The following is a 20,385-nucleotide window of genomic DNA, read 5'->3' on the forward strand; positions in this document are numbered from 1 at the left end:
CCGATCACCGATCACCGATCACCGATCACCGATTACTGAGCTCGCGGGCCGCCGCCACGAAGCACGACCAGGCGGCGGCCCCGAAGACGAGGACACCTCCGGTGGGGTTCTTGCTGTCGCGGACGGGGACGAGGCCAGGGAGATTGTCGGAGACTTCGAGGCATTCGGCGCTGGTGCCGCCGCTGTGCGTGGACTTGCGCCAGGACAGGGCGGCGCCGGTGAAGTCGCCGCCGACTTCGACGCACTCATCGCCTTCGCCGCCGCTGTAGCTGCTCTTACGCCAAGTCACGGTCCTCGGATCGGGCGCGGTGCGCATCCTCGTACTCCTTGGCCGCCTGCTCGATCAGGTCGAGGGACGCGGCAGGCGACAGCGCCGCACCCCCAAGCAGATCGTAAGTCAGCGTGGAGCGGGTCACTACAGCCGGTTCGTCCATCAGGCGGCCGGTTTCGGTGCCTTGGACGTATACGACGGCTGGAGCATCGGCGAACGTCATCATCTTGAACATGCCCGACAGACCGGCGTTCGCCCCCTCCGAGAGGGGCAGCATCTGGACGATGACCTTCTTGCGGCGGGCCATCGCCGCGATGTGGTGAAGTTGCTCGGCCATGGCGGCCGGGCCGCCCACTGAGCGCCGGACGATGGTCTCGTCCAGGACCGCCCAATACTGGGGTGGATTCGGCCCGTTGAAGATGTGCGCACGGGCCAGTCGGGCCTGGACTCGCGCCTCGACGTCTTCCTCGGGCAGGAACGGGTCGTACGCCTCGACGAGCGCTCGCGTGTACGCCGCCGTCTGCAGGAGACCGGGGACCAGCGTCGGGGCCCAGTCCTTGATCGTTTCCGCCATGCCTTCCATGTCCACCACGTCCGCGAAGTGCGCGCTGTAGGGGGACGCTCGCGCCGCCTCCAGATTGCGGACGAAGAACCCGTCGGTCCCCAGAATCTCGTCCACCGCCTTCGCGTACTCCAGGCGCATCCTCCGGGCTCCCGACTCCAACTGGCCGACGAACGACCCGGAGACGAACATCGCCGCCCCCAGCTCCTCCTGGGACATCCCGGCTCGCTCGCGCTGATAGCGGAGTTCGGCGCCGTACATGGCGCGGGTGGACTGGGACGGGTCGAGAGTCTTGGGCTTGGGCATGCGAGAACTCCCTCTCGGGCGGCCGGTCTTGTTGCACTGCGCCGGTTCGAGAGTAGGTGCGGAGGGTAGTCGTCCGCGTGCCGATCGTGAGGGCTGCGTCCAGCAGATACGGCTGTTGTAAATTGGACTAGACCTGTTCGTGAAGTGTGGAGACGTAGAGAAAGGGGCCTCATGGCCACGCGTGCGCTCCTGGAGGTGATCGCCCTCGATGCCGAGGACGCCGTCGCAGCCCAGGCCGGAGGTGCGGATCGGCTGGAGCTGGTCACCGACATGGGGGCGGACGGGCTGAGCCCGTCGGTGCGGACGTACGCCGAGGTCAGGACGGCCGTGGACATCGACGTACGGGTGATGCTGCGGCTCGCGGACGGCTTCGCCGCCGGGGACCTCGCCGCCCTCGTACGGGTCGCGTGCGACATGCGGGCGGCGGGGGCGGACGAGTTCGTGCTCGGGTTCCTCGGCGAGGACCGCGGGGCCGATCTCGATGCCGTGGAGCGGGTCGTCGCGGAGTTGGACGGGTGCCGGTGGACGTTCCACCGGGCGATCGACCGCGCCGCCGACCGGGACGCCCTGCGCAAGCAACTCGCCGATCTGCCGGGGCTGGACGCCTACCTCACGGCCGGTTCGGCCGACGGGGTCGACGACGGGATGCCCCTCCTGCTTGCCGAGGCCGCCCGCCGCGGGGAGCCCGGCTACACCCAGCGGCTCATGATCGGCGGCGGTCTCCGCCTCGACCACCTCCCGACGCTCCGCGCAGCCGGTGTCGACGCCTTCCACATCGGCGGCGCGGCCCGCCCCGCCGGCTGGACCGCGCCGGTCGACGCCGACGCCGTACGGCAATGGCGTACGGCGCTGGACGGCAGGCAGGAGAGGCAGCGGCAGAGATGATCGCCATCGCCGTCGCCTGTTCCTTGAGAGGAGGCCCCGGCGTTCACGCCGGGGAGGAATCGCATCTGGGTGTTGTGACGCGGAGCGTCGCCGCATCCGGTTCAGGGCGCGGAGCGCCCGTATTGCTGTTGGACGCTTCCACAGTGATTCGAACGCGCGTTCCGGGAGTCGCTGGTTGGGGTGGTGGCTGTGGGATCAGGGTACGTGTGTGCGGCGGTCGTACATATGGTTTCCCGGAGGGTTCGGGATGCGGTGTCGTTCCGGCTGGGAACCGTGAGGGGGGCGGGATGGCGCAGGTGGGGGCGGCTGGGGAGTCGGGCATGCCCGGTACACCTACCGGCTGCGTGTGTCGTCCACCGCCCGCACCGTCCTGGCGGCGGAGTGGGACCGGTGCCGGTGGTGTGGAACGAGTGTGTCGCCAAGTCTCAGGCGGTGCACCTGCGCAACAAGGCGAGTGGGAGGAAACAGACGTGCGGCCCGGCGCAGCTGGACAGGATGCTGACCCAAGCCCGGCGGACGACGCCGTGGCTGCGTGAGGGCTCCTCGGTTCCTCAGCAGCAGGTCATTCGTGACTTCGGCCGCTCTCGCGCCAAGGCGCACAAGGACATCCGGGAACGCCTGCCGGTGTGGCAGCGGGCCGGGATGCCGAAGTGGAAGACCAAGCGCGAGGCACTGCCCACCCTCAACTACACCACGCGCGGGTTTCGTCTGAAGGAGGGCCGTCTGCATCTGGCGGGCGAGATCGTGGTGAGGGTTGTGTGGTCGCGCGAGTTGCCGGCGGAGCCGTCCTCGGTGCGCGTGTACCAGGACAGTCTCGGGCACTGGTACTGCTCGTTCGTCGTGCCCGCCCAGGTGCAGCCGCTGCCGGAGACCGGTCGCGTACTCGGTGTCGACTGGGGTGTGCAGGAGACCGCGACGACCACGTCCGACGCGCACGACCTCACCCACGCCGGGCACGGCAAGAAGGCGAAGGAGAAGCTGTCGCGGTACGACCGGATGATGGCCCGCCGCAGGCCGAAGAAAGGACAGCCGGCATCGAAGGGCTACCGCGAGGCGAAGAAACTGCGGGCGAAGGCCTACAAGAAGGTCGCCAGGCAGCGTGAGGACACCGGCCGTAAGTGGGCGAAGAAGGTGGTCCGCGAGCATGACGCTATCGCTGTGGAGGACTTCCGTCCGAAGTTCCTCAGCCGTACCACGATGGCCCGCAAGGCCGCTGACGCCGCCATCGGCGCCACCAAGGCCGCTCTGATCGAGATGGGCCGCAAGCACGGGCGGGACATCCGCCTGGTACACCCCGCGCACACCACGATGGACTGCGCCAACTGCGATGCGAGAGCCAAGCATCGCCTGCCGCTGGGTGAGCGCACCTACACCTGCACCGCATGCGGGACCGTGTCCCCACGGGACAAGAACTCCGCACGCGTGATGCTCGTCCGGGCTGGTCTCAACCCGGCTGGTGCCGAGGGCGTAAGACCTCCGGGAGCGCTGCTCCCGGAGGCTGCCTGAGCCAGGAATCCCTTCCCTTCAGGGAGGGGAGGATTCAACGGGCACATCGACCTGACCGAGGCGGGCGTACCGCTCGTCCGGCAGGCCCTGCGGGACGCTTTGCGGCCGTACGAGCCGGAGGGGATCACGGGACCGCCGGGTGAGCCCCGCCCACGCCGAAACGTTCGACCGGCTCGTCGAGGCCGCCGACGAGGTCGTCGTACTCGGGCACGAGCGCGCGGACGGGCAGGCGTACGAGGACGTCAACCGTGTCCTGCTGGAGCGCGCGGACCGCCTGATCGCCGTATGGGACGGCGAGTCCTCGACGGCCCGGGGCGGCACCGCCACCGCCGTGGCCGAGGCCCACCGGGCGGGCCTGCCAGTGGATGTCGTCTGGCCGGAGGGCGCGGGCCGGTCGGGCGAGCACACCTGAGTGGTGGGGAGGAGGCGGACGGCGCCGGAACGCCGCCGCCTCCCTGCAACCGGACTCGACCGGCCCCTCCGGGTGGCTACGCGTTCGGGTCGAACGAGATCCCCGACGGCATCGCGGCCGCGAGGTTGGAGTTGAAACTGCCGTCCTTCAGACCGAAGTTGGCGCTGCCGAAGTTGTACGCGACGAGGGTGTCGCGGATCGCGGTCGACGGGTAGCCGTTCCAGCCGACGAGCGGCGGGTACTGCCAGGTGCCCTTGTGGTTCTCCGGCGGCTCGTCGCCGGAGCCCGCCAGACGGAAGCAGTGCGTGCTGATGCCGTCCTTGTGGTAGACGATCTTGGGGTGGGTGCCGTCCCAGCGGACCGAGGACGCGGCGTGCACGGTGAACTTGCCGTGGTTGGAGGTCGAGACGTACCGGGCCGAGCCGTTCTGGACCCAGACCACGACGTGCTCCCAGTCGTGGCGGTGGCCGCCGATGCTGCTGCCCGCGAGTGCCTGGTCCTTCTCGAAGTAGAGGTCGTACATGATCGCGCACCAGCCGTTGTTGCACTTGTAGCGCGAGTAGCCGTTGGTGTTGTTCAGGTCGGAGGCGTCGCGGCAGTCCCCGCTGAGCGAACCGGTCGGCTTGAGGCCGCCGTTGACGGTGCCGGTGGGGCCGATGGCGGGGGTGGGGTAGCAGCCGTCGCCGTCGTAGTCGTAGGCGGGCTGCCAGGTCGTCTCCAGCGTCTCCGCGTTGGCGGGCAGGGCCGCGGGCGGGGCGGCGTACGCGCTGCCGGCGACGCCGACGACCAGCGCGAGCGCGCCGCCGACGGTGAGCACGGATCTGCGGATGCGGAAACGGCGTGAGCTCTTCTTCACTGCGTCCTCCTGGTGGGCCGCGGCGCGGGGGTGGCGACGGTGATGGCATGCGCAGGTGATGGCATGTGCAGGTCAGATTGGCGCTACTCGCGGGTAGTCCACAAGAGGTTGGAGGTGTCCTGGTGATGAAGAGTCAATTGCTGTGAAGACGCTGTGAGCTGGGGCGCGAGGGGCTTAAGGTGACGTCGCGTCATATCACGGCTCGATATCCGCCACGTAGTTGTTGTGTGCGAACTCGCCGTGAAAGCCCTCCCGGCGATCATTCCCCGCCCGTCCACGTGCATAGTTGTGTCCGCCCCAAGCCAAGCGGGGGCATGACAAGTTTCAGCCACAGGGGGACAGGCGCTTCATGCGATCCACGCCATCCACGCCATCCATACGCCGGCCATCCATACGCCGCCGCGGCCTCACGGCCGCCGCCGCCGTGATCGCCGCGGTCATGGTCACCACCACTGCCTGCAGCAAGACCGACGACGAGGCGGCGAAGGCCTCGTCCTCGACGACCGCCCAGGTCGACACCGGCGCGAACGTCGACACCGGCGAGAACGAGAGCGACGGTGGCACGACCATCGGCGGCTTCAAGCTCCCGGAGGGCGTACCCACCGAGCTCGCCGGTGACGCGCTGCAGAAGTGGAAGGAGGGTGGCTGGCAGGACTTCAGCAGCAACTGGGCTTCCAAGGCGGAGGACTTCGCCAACCCCTACATCAAGGACTTCTGGACGCCCGAGCGGATCGCCGAGGCCAAGGCGCAGCTCCCGACGCAGCTGCCCGAGATCGCCGAGGCGGGCAACACCGGGAAGGGCTCCGGCAAGACAACCAAGGTCTGGCTGCCCGACGGCAAGGTGAAGCGGCAGCAGGCCGCCAAGGTGAAGGCGACGTACCACAAGTACGCCCCGCCGGTCGGCAAGCTCTTCTTCACCACCCCGCAGGGTTCGAGCGTCTGCTCGGCCGCGGTCGTGAAGGACCCGGCCCACCCGGGCAAGTCCAACCTCGTGTGGACCGCCGGGCACTGCGTGCACGCGGGCAAGGGCGGCGGCTGGTACCGCAACATCGCCTTCGTCCCGTCCTTCAACAACACGGGCAAGCTGAACATCAGCCAGGCGTCGCGCAACTACCGCGCCGGGAACGTCTCCCCGTACGGCATCTTCTGGGCCAACTGGGCCACCACCTCCGGTGACTGGATCAAGGGCGGTGCCGCCAGCAAGGGCACCGTGGCCGCCGCGTACGACTACGCCGTGCTGCACGTGAAGCCCGAGAAGGGCGGCAAGTCGCTCGAGGAGCGCGTCGGTTCGGCGCTGCCGGTGTGGTTCAACGCCCCGGCCGCCAACAAGGTCAAGAACATGAAGGTCCGCGGCTACCCGGCCGAGTCGCCGTACGACGGCTCGAAGATGTACCACTGTCAGGGCCCCACCAAGCGCTTCGTCCTCGGCTACAGCTACCCGAGCAGCTACCCCGCCCAGTACATGGTCGGCTGCACCATGAACGGCGGCGCCTCCGGCGGCCCCTGGTTCATGAGCTACAAGGGCAAGACCTACCTCGTCTCGAACAACTCGCTGAGCGACCGCTCGACGTTCATCACCGGGCCACGGCTGGGGAAGAACGCCAAGCAGGTGTACTTGGCTACGAGCAACAAGTTCAAGTAAGCGAAGTCAAGCAAGCGCCCCTGTGGGCGTGCGCGCGGCCCCCGGTGACCTCGATCGGTCGCCGGGGGCCGCGCCCGTTCACACGAGTTGCGGCGGCAGCGGCGCCGCATGCGTCACGATCAGGCCCGACACCGCCCGGGTGAGGGCCACGTACAGGCGGCGGAGCCCCGTCCGTTCGTCCGGCTCGCCGTCGACCACCGCCCGGGGCTCGTCGAGCACCACGTAGTCGTACTCCAGACCCTTCGCGAGCGACGCCGGTACGAGCGTGAGGCGGGTCTCGTACGTCGTCTCCTCGCCCGGCGCGAGGTGGCCGAGGCCGGCCGCGGTGAGCGCCTCGGCGAGGGCGGGGACGCGGGCGTCGGCGGCGATGAGGCCGACCGAGCCCTCGTTGCGGAGCAACTCCTCGCAGGCGGCGATCACTTGGCCGTCGTCCGTGGTCGGCCGTACGTCGAAGAAGCCGGGGTTCTCGCGTACCGACGCGACCGGGGTCAGGCCGGGCGCGATGTGGGGGAGGAGCCGGGAGGCGTACGTGATGACGTCGGTCGGGACGCGGAAACCGGCGGTCAGCTCCTCCACATGGGCCTCCGCCTTGCCGAGGTGTGTCAGTGCCTCCTGCCAACTCCGGGTCGCCCAGGGGGTGGTGCCCTGCGCGAGGTCGCCGAGGACGGTCGCGGAGCCGGTGGTGCAGCGGCGGCCGACAGCCCGGTACTGCATGGGGGACAGGTCCTGCGCCTCGTCGAGGACGACATGGCCGAGGGAGTGCGTGCGCCGTACGAGGTCGGTCGCCTCGTCGATGAGGACGGCATCGGCGGCGGACCACTTGGCGGACTTCACACTCCGGGCCGGCTTCGCCCAGAGGATCGTCTTCTGCTCGTCGTCGCTCAGGATCCCGTCCGCGTGTACGGCGAGGAAGTCGGCGTCGGAGAGGAGGCGGAGGACGAGCTTCGCGGGGTCGACGGGCGGCCACATCTCCTTGACGGCCGCCTTCACGGCGGTGTTGCGGGCCACCGCGTCCTGCACCCGGTCGTCGGGCGCCTCACCGGACCGCTCCATCTGGACGAGGACGGCGTGCGCGATCCGCTGCGGCAGGGCCTCGCGGGCGGCACCGTAACGGATGTCCCTGCCGAGCAACTCCCGCACGATGCCTTCGAGTTCGTACGCCGGTACCCGCCACCGGCGGGACCCGCGCACGACGACGACCGGCTCGGTGGGGAGGGTGACGTGCGAGCGTACGGCCCGGCGGAGCACCTCGGCCATGCGCGCGTCGCCCTTCACGACGGCGGCCGCGGCGTCGTCGGTTCCCTTCACCTCGACGTGGGCGACGAGGTCGTCGACGGTGGCCTGCTTGACCTCCAACTCGCCCAGCGCCGGGAGGACCTGCTCGATGTAGTGCAGGAAGGACCGGTTCGGCCCGATGACGAGGGTGCCGGTGCGGGAGAGACGCTCGCGGTGGGCGTAGAGGAGGTAGGCGACCCGGTGCAGGCCGACGGCGGTCTTCCCGGTGCCGGGCCCGCCCTGGACACACAGGCTGCCGGACAGGTCGGACCGGACGATCTCGTCCTGCTCGGGCTGGATGGTCGCGACGATGTCCCGCATCGGGCCGACACGCGGCCGCTCGATCTCCTGCTGGAGCAGCTTGCTGGTGGTCGCCGCCTCGGCGGGGTCGGAGAGATGCTCGTCCTCGTAGGCGGTGAGATCACCGCCCGTGTAACCGAACCTGCGCCGCAGCCCGACATCCATCGGATCCTTCTTGGACGCTCGGTAGAACGGCTGCGACACGGGCGCACGCCAGTCGATGACCATGGGGTCCCCGTCGGCATCATGCACATGCCGCCGCCCGATGTAGAACCGTTCCCTCTCGGCCCCCTCGGCCTGGCCGGCGCCCGGCGCGTGCAGGTAGTCGAGCCGCCCGAAGAAGAGGGGAGTGTCGCTGAGGTCGGCCAGCGCCTTGATCCGCTCGTCGATCTGATGCGCGAGCACCTCCGCGTTCACCCAGTTCGCGGTCACATCCCGGATGTCCAGCGCCTCCACGTCCTCCCGCATGGCGCGGAGCGCGGAACGGGACGCGGCGAGGTGGGAGCGTTCACGGTAGAGGGGGTCGGTGACGTCGTCGGCGGGGTGCGCGGCGTCGTGGGGGTGCGCGGACAAGGCGGTGCCTCCGGAGAGCTACGGGGTGATGAGTGCGATGGGCCGACCGGTTTCCGTCCGGGCGGCGGCTCTCCTCGTACGGGAGGCGGGCAAGAGCGGAGATCCTAGGGCAGGGGAGGGGGCGGAGGCCAACGGATTTCCATCCGGCTTGCTGTACCCCTAGGGGGTGGGTACGTCGCCGGTACTACGGGTGGGCGGGACCTGAGAGTGAGCTGGGGGCTCAGTGGGTTCACTCCGTAGACCGACGTAATCCAAAGGCGCGAGTTCCACTATGGAGACATGAGTGCAGCGACCTTCATCCCAGCCTCGGCCTCCGGCCGACCCGGTTCGCCGCCCGGCGCGACCGGCCTCGACGACCGTCACCACCGCCACCGCCTGGCCGACGCCCTGCGCGCCATCAAGGTGTTCGCGGGCGCCGCGTTCGGCGTGATCGTGCTCGGCGAGTACGCGGAGGAAGCGGGCATACGACGTCCGTGACCGGCTAGGGTCCGCTCTGTGACTCGACGGAGACGGAACGCGATCCTCCGGTCACCCCTCGCATCGGGCGCCCTGCTCCTCGCCTCCCTCTGCGCCTTCGTCGCGCTGTGCGTCGTCCAGCACGCCCCCATGGCCGACGCGCTGGTGTACCGGGCCGAGGGCGCGGCCGTCCTGAACGGCACGGACCTCTACGGCTTCACGGTCACCGAATGGCGCCTGCCCGCCACCTACCCGCCCTTCGCCGCCCTCCTCTTCGTCCCGACGGCCTGGCTGCCCCTCTCCGCACTCAAGGCGGCCTTCGTCCTCGGCAACACCGCACTGCTCGCGCTCCTGGTCCACCTCTCCGCCCGTCTGACCGGCACTCACCGCCTCCCGACCCCGACCCTGCTCACCGCCACGGCCCTGGCCCTCTGGCTCGAACCCGTCTTCCAAACCGTCCTCTTCGGCCAGATCAACCTCGCCCTCGCCTGCCTGGTCCTGTGGGACCTGACCCGGCCCCCCGGAGCGCCGGGCAAGGGAATCGCCCTGGGCATCGCGACGGGAGTGAAGCTGACTCCGGCCGTCTTCATCGCGTACCTGCTCCTGACCCGACGCGTACGCGAAGGCGTGACAGCCCTGGCCGCCTTCTCCACCACCGTCACCATCGGCGCCCTCGCCCTCCCCGCCGCCTCCGCCGACTTCTGGACCCGCCGGCTGTACGAGACCGAGCGGGTGGGCAAGGCCTGGATCGTCGACAACCAGTCACTGCAGGGGCTGGTGGCCCGAGCCCTGGGCGACCCGTCACCGGGCCTCGCATGGGCCGTACCGGCGACGGCGACGGCGTTCCTCGGCCTCTGGCTCGCCCGCCGGGCCGGTGAGGACCGCTGGGGGGTCCCCCTGACGGCACTCACCGCCCTGCTCGTCTGCCCGATCAGCTGGTCCCACCACTGGGTCTGGTGCGTCCCGCTGCTCGCGCTCCTGTGGACGGAGGGCCACCACCGCTACGCGGCGCTGGTGGCCACCGCCTTCACCACCCGCACCCTCTGGCTGATCCCGCACGAGGGCACTCGTGACCTTCAACTGCCTTGGTGGCAGCAACCATTGACGTCGGCGTACGCCTTGCTGACGTTCGCACTGTTCGCCCTGGTCACGGTGTCAGGCCCCGCCCCGACCTCCGTTGGGGTGTTCGGGAAGTCCCGCGCAGCACCCACGGCGCACGGCACGCACCGAGCACCGCGGGCACCGCGGGCACCGCAGGCACCGCACAGGACTTCCGAAACGCCCCTCAGCCATTGACATCCAGGGCCGTCCCGTACAGCCGCTCCACCCTCAACCGAATGACGACCCTGCGCTCGGCGACCAGTTGCTTGAAGAACGTGTCTTCGTCCTCCGGCCTCGCGGCCGTCGGGATCACCGCGAGCAGTTCCCGCCCGACCGCGTCGCCGGGCACCGTCGTGATCTCGGAAGCCTCCGCCGTACCCTCGGCGACGGCGAACGACCAGACGTCGCTGCCCTGCACGTGCAGCGCCGCGCGCGGGTTGCGACGCAGGTGCTTGACCTTGATGCGGTCGGCCGTGGTGGACAGCCGCACGATGCGGGCCTCGGGGTCCCAGCTGTAGAGCAAGGTGGTCAGATGCGGATGGCCACTTTGCTTGACAGTGGCCAGGGTCCCGAACTGCTGCCTGGCGAGTAGGTCGGAGAGGGCTTCGTCGGACAGGGCGCGAGGCGCCGGCTTTTGGGTCATGCTCTGATCAACTTGGGCGACCTCCTGGGCATTCCACGCTCTCGTGTGCAACCCGACCGGCTCTCGTCAGCCCTCCGCCAACAGTTCGTCCGCGTCCATGATCCGGTAGGCGTAGCCCTGTTCCGCCAGGAACCTCTGTCGGTGGGCGGCGAAGTCCTGGTCGATGGTGTCGCGGGCGACGACGGAGTAGAAGTGGGCCTGGTGGCCGTCGGCCTTGGGGCGCAGGACGCGGCCGAGGCGTTGGGCCTCCTCCTGGCGGGAGCCGAAGGTGCCGGAGACCTGGATGGCGACCGTCGCCTCCGGAAGGTCGATCGAGAAGTTCGCGACCTTGGACACGACGAGCACGCTGATCTCGCCCTCGCGGAACGCGTCGAAGAGCTTCTCACGCTGCACGTTGCTGGTCTCGCCCTTGATGACCGGCGCGTCCAAGTGGGCGCCCAGTTCGTCGAGTTGGTCGATGTACTGGCCGATGACGAGGATCTGCTGGCCCGCGAAGCGCCGGACGATGGCCTCGGTCACCTTCCGCTTGGTCGCGGTCGTCGAGCAGAAGCGGTACTTCTCCTCCTGCTCGGCGGTGGCGTACGCGAGCCGCTCGGAGTCGGTGAGATTGACCCGGACCTCGACGCAGTCGGCGGGCGCGATGTAGCCCTGCGCCTCGATCTCCTTCCAGGGCGCGTCGAACCGCTTGGGGCCGATGAGGGAGAAGACGTCCGACTCGCGGCCGTCCTCCCGTACGAGCGTCGCCGTGAGGCCGAGACGGCGGCGCGCCTGGAGGTCCGCCGTGAACTTGAAGACCGGCGCGGGCAGCAGATGCACCTCGTCGTAGAGGATGAGCCCCCAGTCGCGGGAGTCGAACAGCTCCAGGTGCGGGTAGACGCCCTTCCGCCGGGTCGTCAGCACCTGGTACGTGGCGATGGTGACCGGGCGGATCTCCTTCTTCGTACCGCTGTACTCGCCGATCTCGTCCTCGGTCAGCGAGGTCCGCTTCACCAGCTCGTGCTTCCACTGCCGCGCGGAGACGGTGTTCGTGACGAGGATGAGGGTGGTCGACTTCGCCTGGGCCATGGACCCGGCGCCGACGAGGGTCTTCCCGGCGCCGCACGGCAGCACCACGACCCCGCTCCCGCCGTGCCAGAAGTTCTCCACCGCCTGCTTCTGGTACGGCCGCAGCGCCCAGCCGTCCTCGTTCAGCTCGATCGGGTGCGCCTCGCCGTCCACGTACCCGGCGAGGTCCTCGGCCGGCCAGCCCAGCTTCAGCAGCGTCTGCTTGATCTGCCCGCGCTCGGAGGGGTGCACGACGACGGTGTCCGGGTCGATCCGGGCGCCGACGAGCGGAGTGACCCTCTTCGACCGCAGGATCTCCTCCAGCACCGGCCGGTCGGTGGTGGTCAGCACCAGCCCGTGCGCCGGGTGCTTGCTCAGCGTGAGGCGGCCGTAACGGTCCATCGTCTCGGCGATGTCCACGAGCAGCGCGTGCGGCACCGGATACCGGCTGTACTGCACCAACGCGTCCACGACCTGCTCGGCGTCATGCCCCGCGGCCCGCGCGTTCCACAACCCGAGCGGCGTCACCCGGTAGGTGTGGATGTGCTCGGGCGCCCGCTCCAGCTCCGCGAACGGCGCGATGGCCCGACGACACTCGTCCGCCTGCTCGTGGTCGACCTCCAGGAGCAGCGTCTTGTCGGACTGGACGATGAGAGGTCCGTTCACGTACGTACTTTCCTTCCGCGCGGGCCAAACGTCCAGTGTGCCTGATCGTTCCGCCTTTCCGCGGTGCCCGGGAGTACCGGAACCCTTCACACCGCCGGTCCTATTGGATGTCTATCCACTCCGATGAGTGGTGTGAATTCAGATTTGTGGGGATGGTTCCGAAGAATGGCGGACCGTGCAGCCATCTACCCAGTCGGCCCCGTCGACCCCGTCGTCCCCCCAGGGCATGCTCGGTTATGCCCTGTTCGCCACCCGCTGGCTCCAGGCGCCGCTGTATTTCGGGCTGGTGGCCGCGCAGGGGGTGTACGTCTACAAGTTCTTCAATGAGCTGTGGACGTTAATCGTCAAGTGCGTGGGCGGGAGCGCCAGCGAGACGTACGTGATGCTCGCGGTGCTCAAGCTGGTCGATGTCGTCATGATCGCCAATCTGCTGATCATGACGATCGTCGGCGGCTACGAGACCTTCGTCTCCCGCATCGGCCTCCAGGGCCACCGTGACCAGCCCGAATGGCTCTCGCACGTGAACTCCAACGTGCTGAAGGTCAAGCTCGCCACCGCCATCGTGGGCATCTCCTCCGTCCATCTGCTCCAGATGTTCGTGGACGTCCACCACACCTCCCGCCACTCGCTGCTGTGGGGCACGGTGATCCACATGGCCTTCATCGCCTCGGCGGTGCTCCTGGCGTACATGTCGGGGCCGATGCTGCGGGGGGAGAGCGGCCACGGGCACGGGGCGCACGACGGCCCGTCGAAGGACCCGGACGGCCCGAAGAGGCCCACGGAGCCGACGGAGCCCCAGCAGCCGACGGAGCCGAAGGAGTACCGCGTGGTCGGGCCGCTTGCCCCGGCACCCGTCCTCCTCCCCGCCCGGCTGCCGATTCCGGCCCAGGCCACCTCGTACGAGAAGTACGAGAAGTACGGGAACTTCGAGGACTTCGAGACCCGGTTCGCGCGGGGCGGTACGCGGCTCGTGCAGTACGAGGGCGGGGTCGAGGGGCGGGTGCGGGCCGCCGGGTTCCCGGGGCGGAAGCTGCTGGAGGAGTTCGACGAGGAGCACCCGCGTTCCTTCGACCGGCAGGCGCTGGCCCGGCTCGCGACCGCGGACTTCGTGGCCGCCGGGCGGAACGTGGTGTTCGTCGGCCCTCCGGGGACCGGCAAGACGCATCTCGCGATCGGTCTCGGCGTACGGGCCTGCCAGGCCGGGCACCGGGTGCTGTTCGCGACCGCCGAGGAGTGGGCCGCGCGGCTGGCGGGGGCGCGGGCGGCGGGCAGGCTGGCCGAGGAACTGGCCGCGCTCGACGCCTGCCCCCTGCTGATCGTCGACGAGGTCGGCTATCTGCCGTTCGACTCGGACACCGCCCGGCTCCTGTTCCAGCTGGTCGCCCGCCGCTACGAGCGGGCCTCGCTGATCGTCACCAGCGACCGCCCGCTCGACCGCTGGGACGAGATCTTCGGCACGGCCGCCCCGGCCATGGTCGACCGGCTCGCGCACCACGCCGAGATCGTCCGTCTCGAAGGGGACAGCTACCGTCTGCGGCGGGTCACTTCAGGCCGATGTTCTGGATCAGCGGCCCCTCCACAGTGAGGCCCTCGCCGACCAGGGTGCCGAGTTCGGGGACGGGGACGGGCTGCGGGTTCGCCGCCGCCTCGGGGGCGAGTACGGCGAGCAGGGCGAGAGACGCGAGGAGCGTGGCGAGGGGACGGCGCATGAGACGTGTGGGCCTTTCGAGCGTGAGGAAAGCGTGCGGAGTCGATCTCGATCGGGACACAGGGTGGCTGCCCGCCGTACGGAACGTGATGTGCGGGGGCGCGCAGGACCGCTCATCGGGGGGAAAAGTCGGGCGTGGCCTGCATGAACTCCCGTATTCACCCGAATGGGTGCGGGAAGAGACGACGTTTGATCACGCAGTTTGCCGCCACGGTTCGTTCACGTCATGCCGTTTGATCACATCGCGTCGTCCGCCAGCTCCGCGACGCCCGTGATCCGATGCAGGGGAAACGTCCGGACCTCGTCCGCCGTGTGGTCGTACGCCGTGACGAAGCCGCCCTCGACGCGCACGGGTGCGATGACGCGCTGGCTGGCGGAGCCCTCGGCGTTGACGTAGCCGATCCACAGGGCCTCGCCGGTGAGGACGGCGGCCTGCATGGTGGCGAGGGTCTCGGCGGGACCGGTACGCGGCAGGGCGCCCGAGGGGGTTGGGCCGTCCGTCGCCCTGCGGGGGGCCGTGGAGGCGAGGTCACCGGCGCGGATGGCGCGGATCGCGGCACCGAGCAGAGTGTCGTCCGGGGCCGGAGGGCCCTCCGGGACGGGCTCGGGGGCCGTACGCGGCGGGGTGCGGTGTGCGTGGGCGCGGGTGATCAGCACGTCGCCCTCGGCGGACTCGGCGGCCGGTGCGTAGCCCATCGCGCGCAGCCCGTCGAGGAGCGCCGCCGGATCCGCCTGGGCGGCGAGCACGGTCGGCGCGAGGCGGCGCAGCCCCAGGCCCTGGGAGCGCTTGTCGGCGAGGATCTCGCTGAGCATCGCGTCGTCGTCGCAGCGTACGTACGCCGAGGCCGCGCCGATCCGCAGATGGCCGTGGCGCCGGGCCACGTCGTCGATCAGATACGACAGCGGCTGCGGGACCGGCGTACGGGAGTGCGCGGTCAGGAAGTCGTGCAGGTCGGAGGCGCTGCGGCCGGCGTCCAGGGCCCGGCGCACCGAACCCGGCGTGAACCGGTACACCGTCGCGCCACCCTTGGACTCCACGTCCGCCAGTACGCCCAGCGCCTCGGCGAGCGGCCGCCGCAACGGCCCCGGCGCGACCGCCGTCAGATCCGCCTGGAGCAGGACGTGGTCGAGCGGTTCGGGGAGGAGCGGCGCGAGCAGTCGGGCGGCCTGGGCGGCGGCCGCGGCCTGCTCGACGACCGGGTCGGGGGAGGGGCGGCGGACGGGGACGGCGGGTACGGGGACATGGTGGGCGGGGAGTTTGTCGCCGGGGGTCTCCGGCAGGTCGGCGGTCGTTTCCGGCTCCGGTACGCCGAGGAGCGCGCGTCCGTGGGAGGACAGGGCCCCGCGTCCCGTGACGCCGAGCTGCTCGGCCTCCGCGAGGGCCCAGCGGGCGAGACGGGTGCGCAGGTCGTCCGGGTGGTCGGGGTGGTCGGGGTGCGGATGGGCCTGTGGAGGTTGCTGCTGGGGCTGCCGGCCGTGTGCGGGGCGTTCCCAGCGGAGGCGGGCCAGTACGGAGTCGGGGGTCGCCGCCGTGCCCTCGGGCAGGCCGGCGAGCAGCGTGAGGACCCGGTGCCGTACCTCCGGCGCGGCCGAACGGTCCAGCCCCGGTCCCAGCGCCGACAACGTACGGTCCTTGGCGTCCCGCTCGCCGACCACGCCCGCCGTACGGGTCGCCGTCAGCCAGGCCGAGGCCAGCCGCGCCCAGCGCTCGGCGGGGGGCAGCTCCAGCCACTCGTCGTACGCGGGGGTCGCGGCGTACCGCTCGTCGGCCTCGCCGTCCGAGGCCAACAGGCCTGCGGCGTAGGCGAGTTCGATCCAGAAGGCGGCGAAGGGTTCGGGTACGTCGAGGGCGACGGCGGTGCGTTTGAGGTCCCGGACACTGAGGCCGCCCGCGCGCAGCACGTTCGGGCCGCCCTCGTCCCAGTCCTTCAGCAGCTCCTCGACGGTCGCGAGCGCGGTGTACGCCTGCCCGGCCGCCGTCGCGTCCACAACCTGTGGACGATGCGCGGCCGCCGCCTCCACGGGCGGGGGAACGGGGTGGACCTCCCGGTGCGCCCGGCCGGACCGCAGATGGAGGGCGACCTCACGGGGGATGACGACCGTGCCGGGGGCGGTGGGCAGGAGCAGCCCGCGGTCGAGGAGCCAGCGCAGGTGGGGCGCCGGGTTGGCGGTGACCTGGCCGTACGGCGGCCCCCAGAGCAGGCGGGTCAGGACGTCGAGGGACTCGGCGGGGGCGCCGGCGAGGAGGGCGGCCATGCGGCGCCGGTCGGAGAAGAGTTCGGTGAGGGCGGTGACGGCGGAGACCGAGTCATGCGTGCTCGGCAGGCCGGCCTCGGTGACGATCTCCTGCACCCGGCCCGGCGACATCCCCGCCGTGGCCTCCGCGACGGTCGGGCCGAGGCCGGTGGGGGAGGGGTGCTGCGGCGAGGGGGAGAGCAGCTCACGGGCCGTGCGAACCAGGCGGAGGCGGTCGTCGGGGCCCCAGACGAGGGCCTGGTCGCGCAGCGTTCCGAGCGCGTGCGGGAGGGCTGCCGCCACGTCCGGGTCGGGTCGGCCGCCACCGTCGCGGTCGCCGGCCATCAGGTTCAGGAGTTCGTCGTACGACGACGGGTCCCGGGCCACGGCCAGGGCCTGGGCCGTCTGGGAGGCGAACCTGTCCAGGCGTTCCAGAGCGCGTACGACCGAGGCGCGGGTGCCGGCGCGGGTGGCCAGCTGCGTCAGGTCCGTGGGGACGGGAGTGATGAGGTCCGGGCGGGCCCGGAGCAGCACGGCGAGCGAACCGTCGTCCCGCGCGCGGAGCGACTCCGCGAGTGAGCGGGGCGCTCCTCGGGTTTGGCCGGTGCTGGGCTCCTCGGTGCTCATCCTGTCAACCGTAGCGGAGGGGCGCGGCACTCAGCCGCGGGCAGTCGTGCCGCTGGGGCGATGGGGGTACCTCCCGCTCGAGCGAAGCCGAGAGTGGGGGAGGGTGGGCGCGGCGGCACCCTGTCAGCGCCAGTAAGCGGAACCTGCCCCAGGCCGGCCCCGGCGCCGGGTGCCCTGCGCAGCCGGGGTGGTCGTAGCGCATCAGCTCCGGGTGCCTGGAAACGGTACGGTCGGATGAGCACGCGCCAACCCCGGAGGGGCTTCGTGGGGATTGAGAGCGACCAGGTCGTTTACGAGTATCTGAGTCGGGTCGGTGACTTGGCCCAGCAGCGGCAGTTGCCGTCGGCGACCCGTATGCGTCTGGTGTCGGAGCTGCGGGACGAGATCGACCGGCGGCGGGCGAAGGCGACGGTGGACAGTCCGGCCGCCGTGCGCCGCATCATCGCCCGCCTCGGTACGCCCGACGAGATCGTCACCGCCGCGGGGACGCCCGGCGAGACGCCCGCGCCGAACGCGCCGCCGGCCGCCGTGCCCGTACAGCGGGCGACCGGTGGTGACCACGACTCGGAGGAACGGCCCAAGGGGCTGTCGAAGAGCCTGCGCCGGGTCGTCCCCCGTCCCCGCCCGGCCGAGTCGGCGGCGCCGCCCGTGGACGAGGGTGCTTCCCCGCCGCACCTCGCCCCGCTGCACGAGATCGGCGACAGCGGGGTGCAGCCCGACTGGTGGCGGGTCGGGGGAGGAGGCGGGCCCGGCGGTGGTGAGTTCGGGCTCGGGCTCGGGGACGGCGTACCCGGGTTTGTCGGGGGTGTGGAGATTCCCGAGTTGTTGAAGCCGCCGCCGGTGACGGAGGGCGGGGACGGGCAGGGGGCGGCGGCCGGGAAGCCGGGGCCGGCGTCGGGAGCCGTGGAGAAGGCGGCGGTTCCGGCGGAGGACGCGGGTGAGGGCGATGCCCCTCGGCGGCGGTTGCCGCGGTTGCGGCCTGCTGGTGGGTGGAGCAATCCGTTGTTGTTGCTGGCCGCCGTGTTGCTGGTCGCGGGGGCGGTGATGGGGAGTCTGGTGCCGCTGGGGTTGGGGTGGTTGATCGCCTATCTCTCGCGGAGGTTGACGCCCGCGGAGTCGAAGTTGGCCGTGCTCGGGGTGCCGGGCGTGGTGGCCGCGGGTGGGATCGTGTGGCTGTGGGGGCGTAGTGATGGGCGGTGGGGGGATGCCATTGCTCGGGGCGAGATGAATGTGGCGGTGGCGGAGACGTGGCCGTGGGTGCTTCGGGTCGCCGCGATCTCGTCGGCGCTCTATGTTCTCTGGCGGTCTCAGCGGGGTCGGTGATCTGGGGGTTTGCTCGCCCCCGCCGCCCCTACCCGTTCCCGTCTCGTTCCCGTCCCCAAGGGCTGCCGCCCCTTCGACCCCGCTTCGCCTTTTCGCCGTGAGGGCTTGCGTGTGTGTGCGTGTGCGTGTGCGTGTGCGTGTGCGGGAGCGTTGTGGCTTGTCGCGCCGTTCCCCGCGCCCCTTGCGGGGCGCTGGTGCTGGGCACAATGGGGGGCATGACCTCTCGCATGCTGACCGTCGGGTTCGATCTCGACATGACCTTGATCGATTCTCGGCCGGGGATTCACGCCTGTTTTGAGGCGTTGGCGGCGAGGACGGGGGCGTACATAGACGCCGATCTGGCGATCACGCGGCTGGGGCCGCCGTTGGTGGATGAGCTGGCGTACTGGTTTCCGGCGGAGGAGGTGCCGGCCGTGGCGGAGATGTATCGCGCCATGTACCCGTCCATCGCCATCGCCGCCACGCCCGCGATGCCCGGCGCGGCGGAGGCGATCGCGGCGGTTCGGGCGGGCGGGGGGCGGGCGATCGTGGTGACCGCCAAGTACGAGCCGAACGCGAAGCTGCACCTGGAGCACCTCGGGATCGAGGCCGACGAGGTGGTCGGGGATCTGTGGGCGGAGGCCAAGGCGGAGGCGTTGCGGGAGCACGGGGCGAGTGTGTACGTCGGCGACCACACCGGCGACGTACGCGGCGCGCGCACCGCTCGGGCGTACTCGGTCGGGGTGGCCACCGGTCCCTGTGACGAGCGGGAGCTGCGGGAGGCGGGTGCCGACGTCGTCCTCGCGGATCTGACGGCCTTTCCGGAGTGGTGGGTCGCGCACCACCGCCAAGATCCGCCGGCGCGCTAGAAACGCGCCTCGCGCGCTCTCTTGCGCCCCGCAGCGACGGACTGGAGGACGCCGGCGCCGGCGATCAGGAATCCGACTCCCATGAACATGCTCAATCCGAACATGTATGTGGGGAATGGCGTCGTTCCGAGGAACAGCGGGGCCACGGTGACGAGGGTGGCCACGGCGCCGACGAAGAAGACGATGGCACCGATACGGATCAGCCGGTCACCGGGTTCGGCGGAATTCGGTTGGGTTTTGTCACGCACCGGACCAGGGTAGTTCCCAGCGCGAGAGAACAGTCGGGCGACGTCTTGTCAGCTGCCCCCGGACCATTAGCCTTGGACCGGCGGGTCCCGACGACCCGCTGTAGTGCTGTCCAGAGCAGTTTGCGCACATCCAGAACACAGTAAGAACACGCGCGGCCCACGCGCGGATACACCCCGAACACTTTCCGACGCAGTTTCCGACGAGTACGAGGACGAGGACAGACGTGCCTACCGGCAAGGTCAAGTGGTTCAACAGCGAGAAGGGCTTCGGCTTTCTCTCCCGCGACGACGGCGGTGACGTCTTCGTCCACTCCTCCGTACTGCCCACCGGCGTCGACACCCTGAAGCCGGGACAGCGCGTCGAGTTCGGAGTCGTCGCCGGTCAGCGCGGCGACCAGGCCCTCTCCGTGACGCTCCTGGAGCCGGCCCCGTCGGTCGCCGCCGCCCAGCGCAAGAAGCCCGACGAACTCGCCTCCATCGTGCAGGACCTGACGACCCTGCTGGAGAACATCACGCCGATGCTGGAGCGCGGCCGCTACCCCGAACGCACCGCCGGTAAGAAGATCGCCGGCCTGCTCCGCGCCGTGGCCGACCAGCTGGACGTCTAGGCCCTGTCGTCAAACTCCCCTCTGCCGCGCGACGCCATGCACGCTGCCCCACACGCCGAGAGTGCGCACCTGTGCGGACATCAGCCGCTGGCGTGGCGGGCGCGCGGCCGCCCTTCGGGCGACGACGGGAGTTCGACGACAGGACCTGGGGGAGAACGAGCGCACTCGGGCCGAGGGGCGGCACCAGCCCCTCGGCCGCCGCGCGCGTGAGCGGGCCGCGGATCGCGGCGGTGTCTTTTTCCGCCGTCTTTGCACGGCTTCGCGGGTTGCCGGTCGGCTGCGCTGGTCTC

18 protein-coding genes and 1 pseudogene are annotated in these 20,385 nt (G+C 70.6%); 10 read left to right on the top strand and 9 right to left on the bottom strand.

The genetic code is table 11. The features are described 5' to 3' along the window. Window positions 1-25: 25 nt before the first annotated feature. Window positions 26-316, bottom strand: coding sequence for a DUF397 domain-containing protein (locus tag CES90_RS18190; RefSeq protein WP_189785246.1), 291 nt, complete (start codon window positions 314-316; stop codon window positions 26-28). Next, the gene (locus CES90_RS18195; protein ID WP_189785247.1) at window positions 276-1,139 is read right to left on the bottom strand and encodes a helix-turn-helix domain-containing protein; all 864 of its coding nucleotides are present in this window, start codon (window positions 1,137-1,139) and stop codon (window positions 276-278) included. Before CES90_RS18195 ends, CES90_RS18190 begins: the two co-directional genes overlap by 41 nt. 171 nt (window positions 1,140-1,310) lie before the next feature. Here CES90_RS18195 and CES90_RS18200 point away from each other — a divergent pair, with 171 nt between their 5' ends. The 3 genes and pseudogenes from CES90_RS18200 to CES90_RS18210 all read left to right on the top strand — a co-directional run bounded on the left by CES90_RS18200 (window position 1,311) and on the right by CES90_RS18210 (window position 3,942). Continuing rightward, window positions 1,311-2,024, top strand: coding sequence for a copper homeostasis protein CutC (locus CES90_RS18200; RefSeq protein ID WP_189785248.1), 714 nt, complete (start codon window positions 1,311-1,313; stop codon window positions 2,022-2,024). Window positions 2,025-2,364: 340 nt separating this feature from the next. Then, a pseudogene (locus tag CES90_RS18205) lies at window positions 2,365-3,530 on the top strand (RNA-guided endonuclease InsQ/TnpB family protein). A 139-nt stretch (window positions 3,531-3,669) separates the two neighbouring features. Further along, window positions 3,670-3,942 (top strand): hypothetical protein, encoded by a 273-nt coding sequence (locus CES90_RS18210; protein ID WP_308437884.1) that lies wholly within the window; start codon window positions 3,670-3,672, stop codon window positions 3,940-3,942. A 76-nt stretch (window positions 3,943-4,018) separates the two neighbouring features. On the opposite strand, the gene CES90_RS18215 is transcribed toward CES90_RS18210, so the two are convergent. Continuing rightward, on the bottom strand, window positions 4,019-4,798 hold the full coding sequence (locus CES90_RS18215; protein ID WP_189785249.1) for an NPP1 family protein: 780 nt from the start codon (window positions 4,796-4,798) through the stop codon (window positions 4,019-4,021). Window positions 4,799-5,237: 439 nt separating this feature from the next. Between CES90_RS18215 and CES90_RS18220 the strand changes: the two genes are divergently transcribed. Beyond that, window positions 5,238-6,440 carry a trypsin-like serine peptidase gene (locus tag CES90_RS18220; protein WP_189785250.1) on the top strand — a complete coding sequence of 401 codons (1,203 nt, stop codon included), beginning with the start codon at window positions 5,238-5,240 and terminating at the stop codon, window positions 6,438-6,440. Window positions 6,441-6,518: 78 nt separating this feature from the next. Here CES90_RS18220 and CES90_RS18225 read toward each other — a convergent pair whose 3' ends face one another. Next, on the bottom strand, window positions 6,519-8,483 hold the full coding sequence (locus CES90_RS18225; protein ID WP_229914088.1) for a HelD family protein: 1,965 nt from the start codon (window positions 8,481-8,483) through the stop codon (window positions 6,519-6,521). A 384-nt stretch (window positions 8,484-8,867) separates the two neighbouring features. Between CES90_RS18225 and CES90_RS18230 the strand changes: the two genes are divergently transcribed. Both CES90_RS18230 and CES90_RS18235 read left to right on the top strand, forming a co-directional pair. Further along, window positions 8,868-9,065, top strand: coding sequence for a hypothetical protein (locus tag CES90_RS18230; protein ID WP_189785252.1), 198 nt, complete (start codon window positions 8,868-8,870; stop codon window positions 9,063-9,065). A gap of 72 nt (window positions 9,066-9,137) precedes the next feature. Next, window positions 9,138-10,340, top strand: coding sequence for a glycosyltransferase 87 family protein (locus CES90_RS18235; protein WP_373313488.1), 1,203 nt, complete (start codon window positions 9,138-9,140; stop codon window positions 10,338-10,340). On the opposite strand, the gene CES90_RS18240 is transcribed toward CES90_RS18235, so the two are convergent. Together CES90_RS18240 and CES90_RS18245 are read right to left on the bottom strand one after the other, a co-directional pair. Next, window positions 10,330-10,788, bottom strand: coding sequence for a PPOX class F420-dependent oxidoreductase (locus tag CES90_RS18240; protein ID WP_189785253.1), 459 nt, complete (start codon window positions 10,786-10,788; stop codon window positions 10,330-10,332). The genes CES90_RS18235 and CES90_RS18240 overlap by 11 nt on opposite strands. 66 nt (window positions 10,789-10,854) lie before the next feature. Next, window positions 10,855-12,498: a DNA repair helicase XPB gene (locus tag CES90_RS18245; RefSeq protein ID WP_189785254.1), complete on the bottom strand. Its 1,644-nt coding sequence runs from the start codon at window positions 12,496-12,498 to the stop codon at window positions 10,855-10,857. Window positions 12,499-12,724: 226 nt separating this feature from the next. Between CES90_RS18245 and istB the strand changes: the two genes are divergently transcribed. Next, window positions 12,725-14,083 carry an IS21-like element helper ATPase IstB gene (gene istB / locus CES90_RS18250; protein WP_189785358.1) on the top strand — a complete coding sequence of 453 codons (1,359 nt, stop codon included), beginning with the start codon at window positions 12,725-12,727 and terminating at the stop codon, window positions 14,081-14,083. On the opposite strand, the gene CES90_RS18255 is transcribed toward istB, so the two are convergent. Both CES90_RS18255 and CES90_RS18260 read right to left on the bottom strand, forming a co-directional pair. Next, window positions 14,040-14,207 (bottom strand): hypothetical protein, encoded by a 168-nt coding sequence (locus CES90_RS18255; RefSeq protein ID WP_189785255.1) that lies wholly within the window; start codon window positions 14,205-14,207, stop codon window positions 14,040-14,042. The two genes, istB and CES90_RS18255, sit on opposite strands and share 44 nt — an antisense overlap. Window positions 14,208-14,443: 236 nt before the next feature. Then, window positions 14,444-17,068 (bottom strand): helicase-associated domain-containing protein, encoded by a 2,625-nt coding sequence (locus CES90_RS18260; RefSeq protein WP_189785256.1) that lies wholly within the window; start codon window positions 17,066-17,068, stop codon window positions 14,444-14,446. Between the two features lie 264 nt (window positions 17,069-17,332). Between CES90_RS18260 and CES90_RS18265 the strand changes: the two genes are divergently transcribed. Together CES90_RS18265 and CES90_RS18270 are read left to right on the top strand one after the other, a co-directional pair. Beyond that, the gene (locus CES90_RS18265; RefSeq protein WP_189785257.1) at window positions 17,333-18,391 is read left to right on the top strand and encodes a hypothetical protein; all 1,059 of its coding nucleotides are present in this window, start codon (window positions 17,333-17,335) and stop codon (window positions 18,389-18,391) included. 215 nt (window positions 18,392-18,606) lie between these two features. Continuing rightward, on the top strand, window positions 18,607-19,239 hold the full coding sequence (locus tag CES90_RS18270) for an HAD family hydrolase (RefSeq protein ID WP_189785258.1): 633 nt from the start codon (window positions 18,607-18,609) through the stop codon (window positions 19,237-19,239). Here CES90_RS18270 and CES90_RS18275 read toward each other — a convergent pair. Continuing rightward, window positions 19,236-19,487 carry a hypothetical protein gene (locus CES90_RS18275; RefSeq protein WP_189785259.1) on the bottom strand — a complete coding sequence of 84 codons (252 nt, stop codon included), beginning with the start codon at window positions 19,485-19,487 and terminating at the stop codon, window positions 19,236-19,238. The genes CES90_RS18270 and CES90_RS18275 overlap by 4 nt on opposite strands. 224 nt (window positions 19,488-19,711) lie before the next feature. Between CES90_RS18275 and CES90_RS51255 the strand changes: the two genes are divergently transcribed. Next, window positions 19,712-20,095, top strand: coding sequence for a cold-shock protein (locus tag CES90_RS51255; RefSeq protein ID WP_189785260.1), 384 nt, complete (start codon window positions 19,712-19,714; stop codon window positions 20,093-20,095). The last annotated feature ends 290 nt before the right edge of the window (window positions 20,096-20,385 follow it).

It is taken from the genome of Streptomyces capitiformicae, assembly GCF_002214185.1.
GTDB classification, from domain to species: domain Bacteria; phylum Actinomycetota; class Actinomycetes; order Streptomycetales; family Streptomycetaceae; genus Streptomyces; species Streptomyces capitiformicae.

What these genes read in the sequence shown, in the direction of transcription:
- CES90_RS18190 (WP_189785246.1), bottom strand. Translation starts at nt 316, where the DNA reads ATGCGCACCGCGCCCGATCCGAGGACCGTGACTTGGCGTAAGAGCAGC.
- CES90_RS18195 (WP_189785247.1), bottom strand. Translation starts at nt 1,139, where the DNA reads ATGCCCAAGCCCAAGACTCTCGACCCGTCCCAGTCCACCCGCGCCATG.
- CES90_RS18200 (WP_189785248.1), top strand. Translation starts at nt 1,311, where the DNA reads ATGGCCACGCGTGCGCTCCTGGAGGTGATCGCCCTCGATGCCGAGGAC.
- CES90_RS18220 (WP_189785250.1), top strand. Translation starts at nt 5,238, where the DNA reads ATGGTCACCACCACTGCCTGCAGCAAGACCGACGACGAGGCGGCGAAG.
- CES90_RS18225 (WP_229914088.1), bottom strand. Translation starts at nt 8,483, where the DNA reads ATGCGGGAGGACGTGGAGGCGCTGGACATCCGGGATGTGACCGCGAAC.
- CES90_RS18230 (WP_189785252.1), top strand. Translation starts at nt 8,868, where the DNA reads ATGAGTGCAGCGACCTTCATCCCAGCCTCGGCCTCCGGCCGACCCGGT.
- CES90_RS18240 (WP_189785253.1), bottom strand. Translation starts at nt 10,788, where the DNA reads ATGACCCAAAAGCCGGCGCCTCGCGCCCTGTCCGACGAAGCCCTCTCC.
- istB (WP_189785358.1), top strand. Translation starts at nt 12,725, where the DNA reads ATGCTCGGTTATGCCCTGTTCGCCACCCGCTGGCTCCAGGCGCCGCTG.
- CES90_RS18255 (WP_189785255.1), bottom strand. Translation starts at nt 14,207, where the DNA reads ATGCGCCGTCCCCTCGCCACGCTCCTCGCGTCTCTCGCCCTGCTCGCC.
- CES90_RS18260 (WP_189785256.1), bottom strand. Translation starts at nt 17,068, where the DNA reads ATGAGCACCGAGGAGCCCAGCACCGGCCAAACCCGAGGAGCGCCCCGC.
- CES90_RS18270 (WP_189785258.1), top strand. Translation starts at nt 18,607, where the DNA reads ATGACCTCTCGCATGCTGACCGTCGGGTTCGATCTCGACATGACCTTG.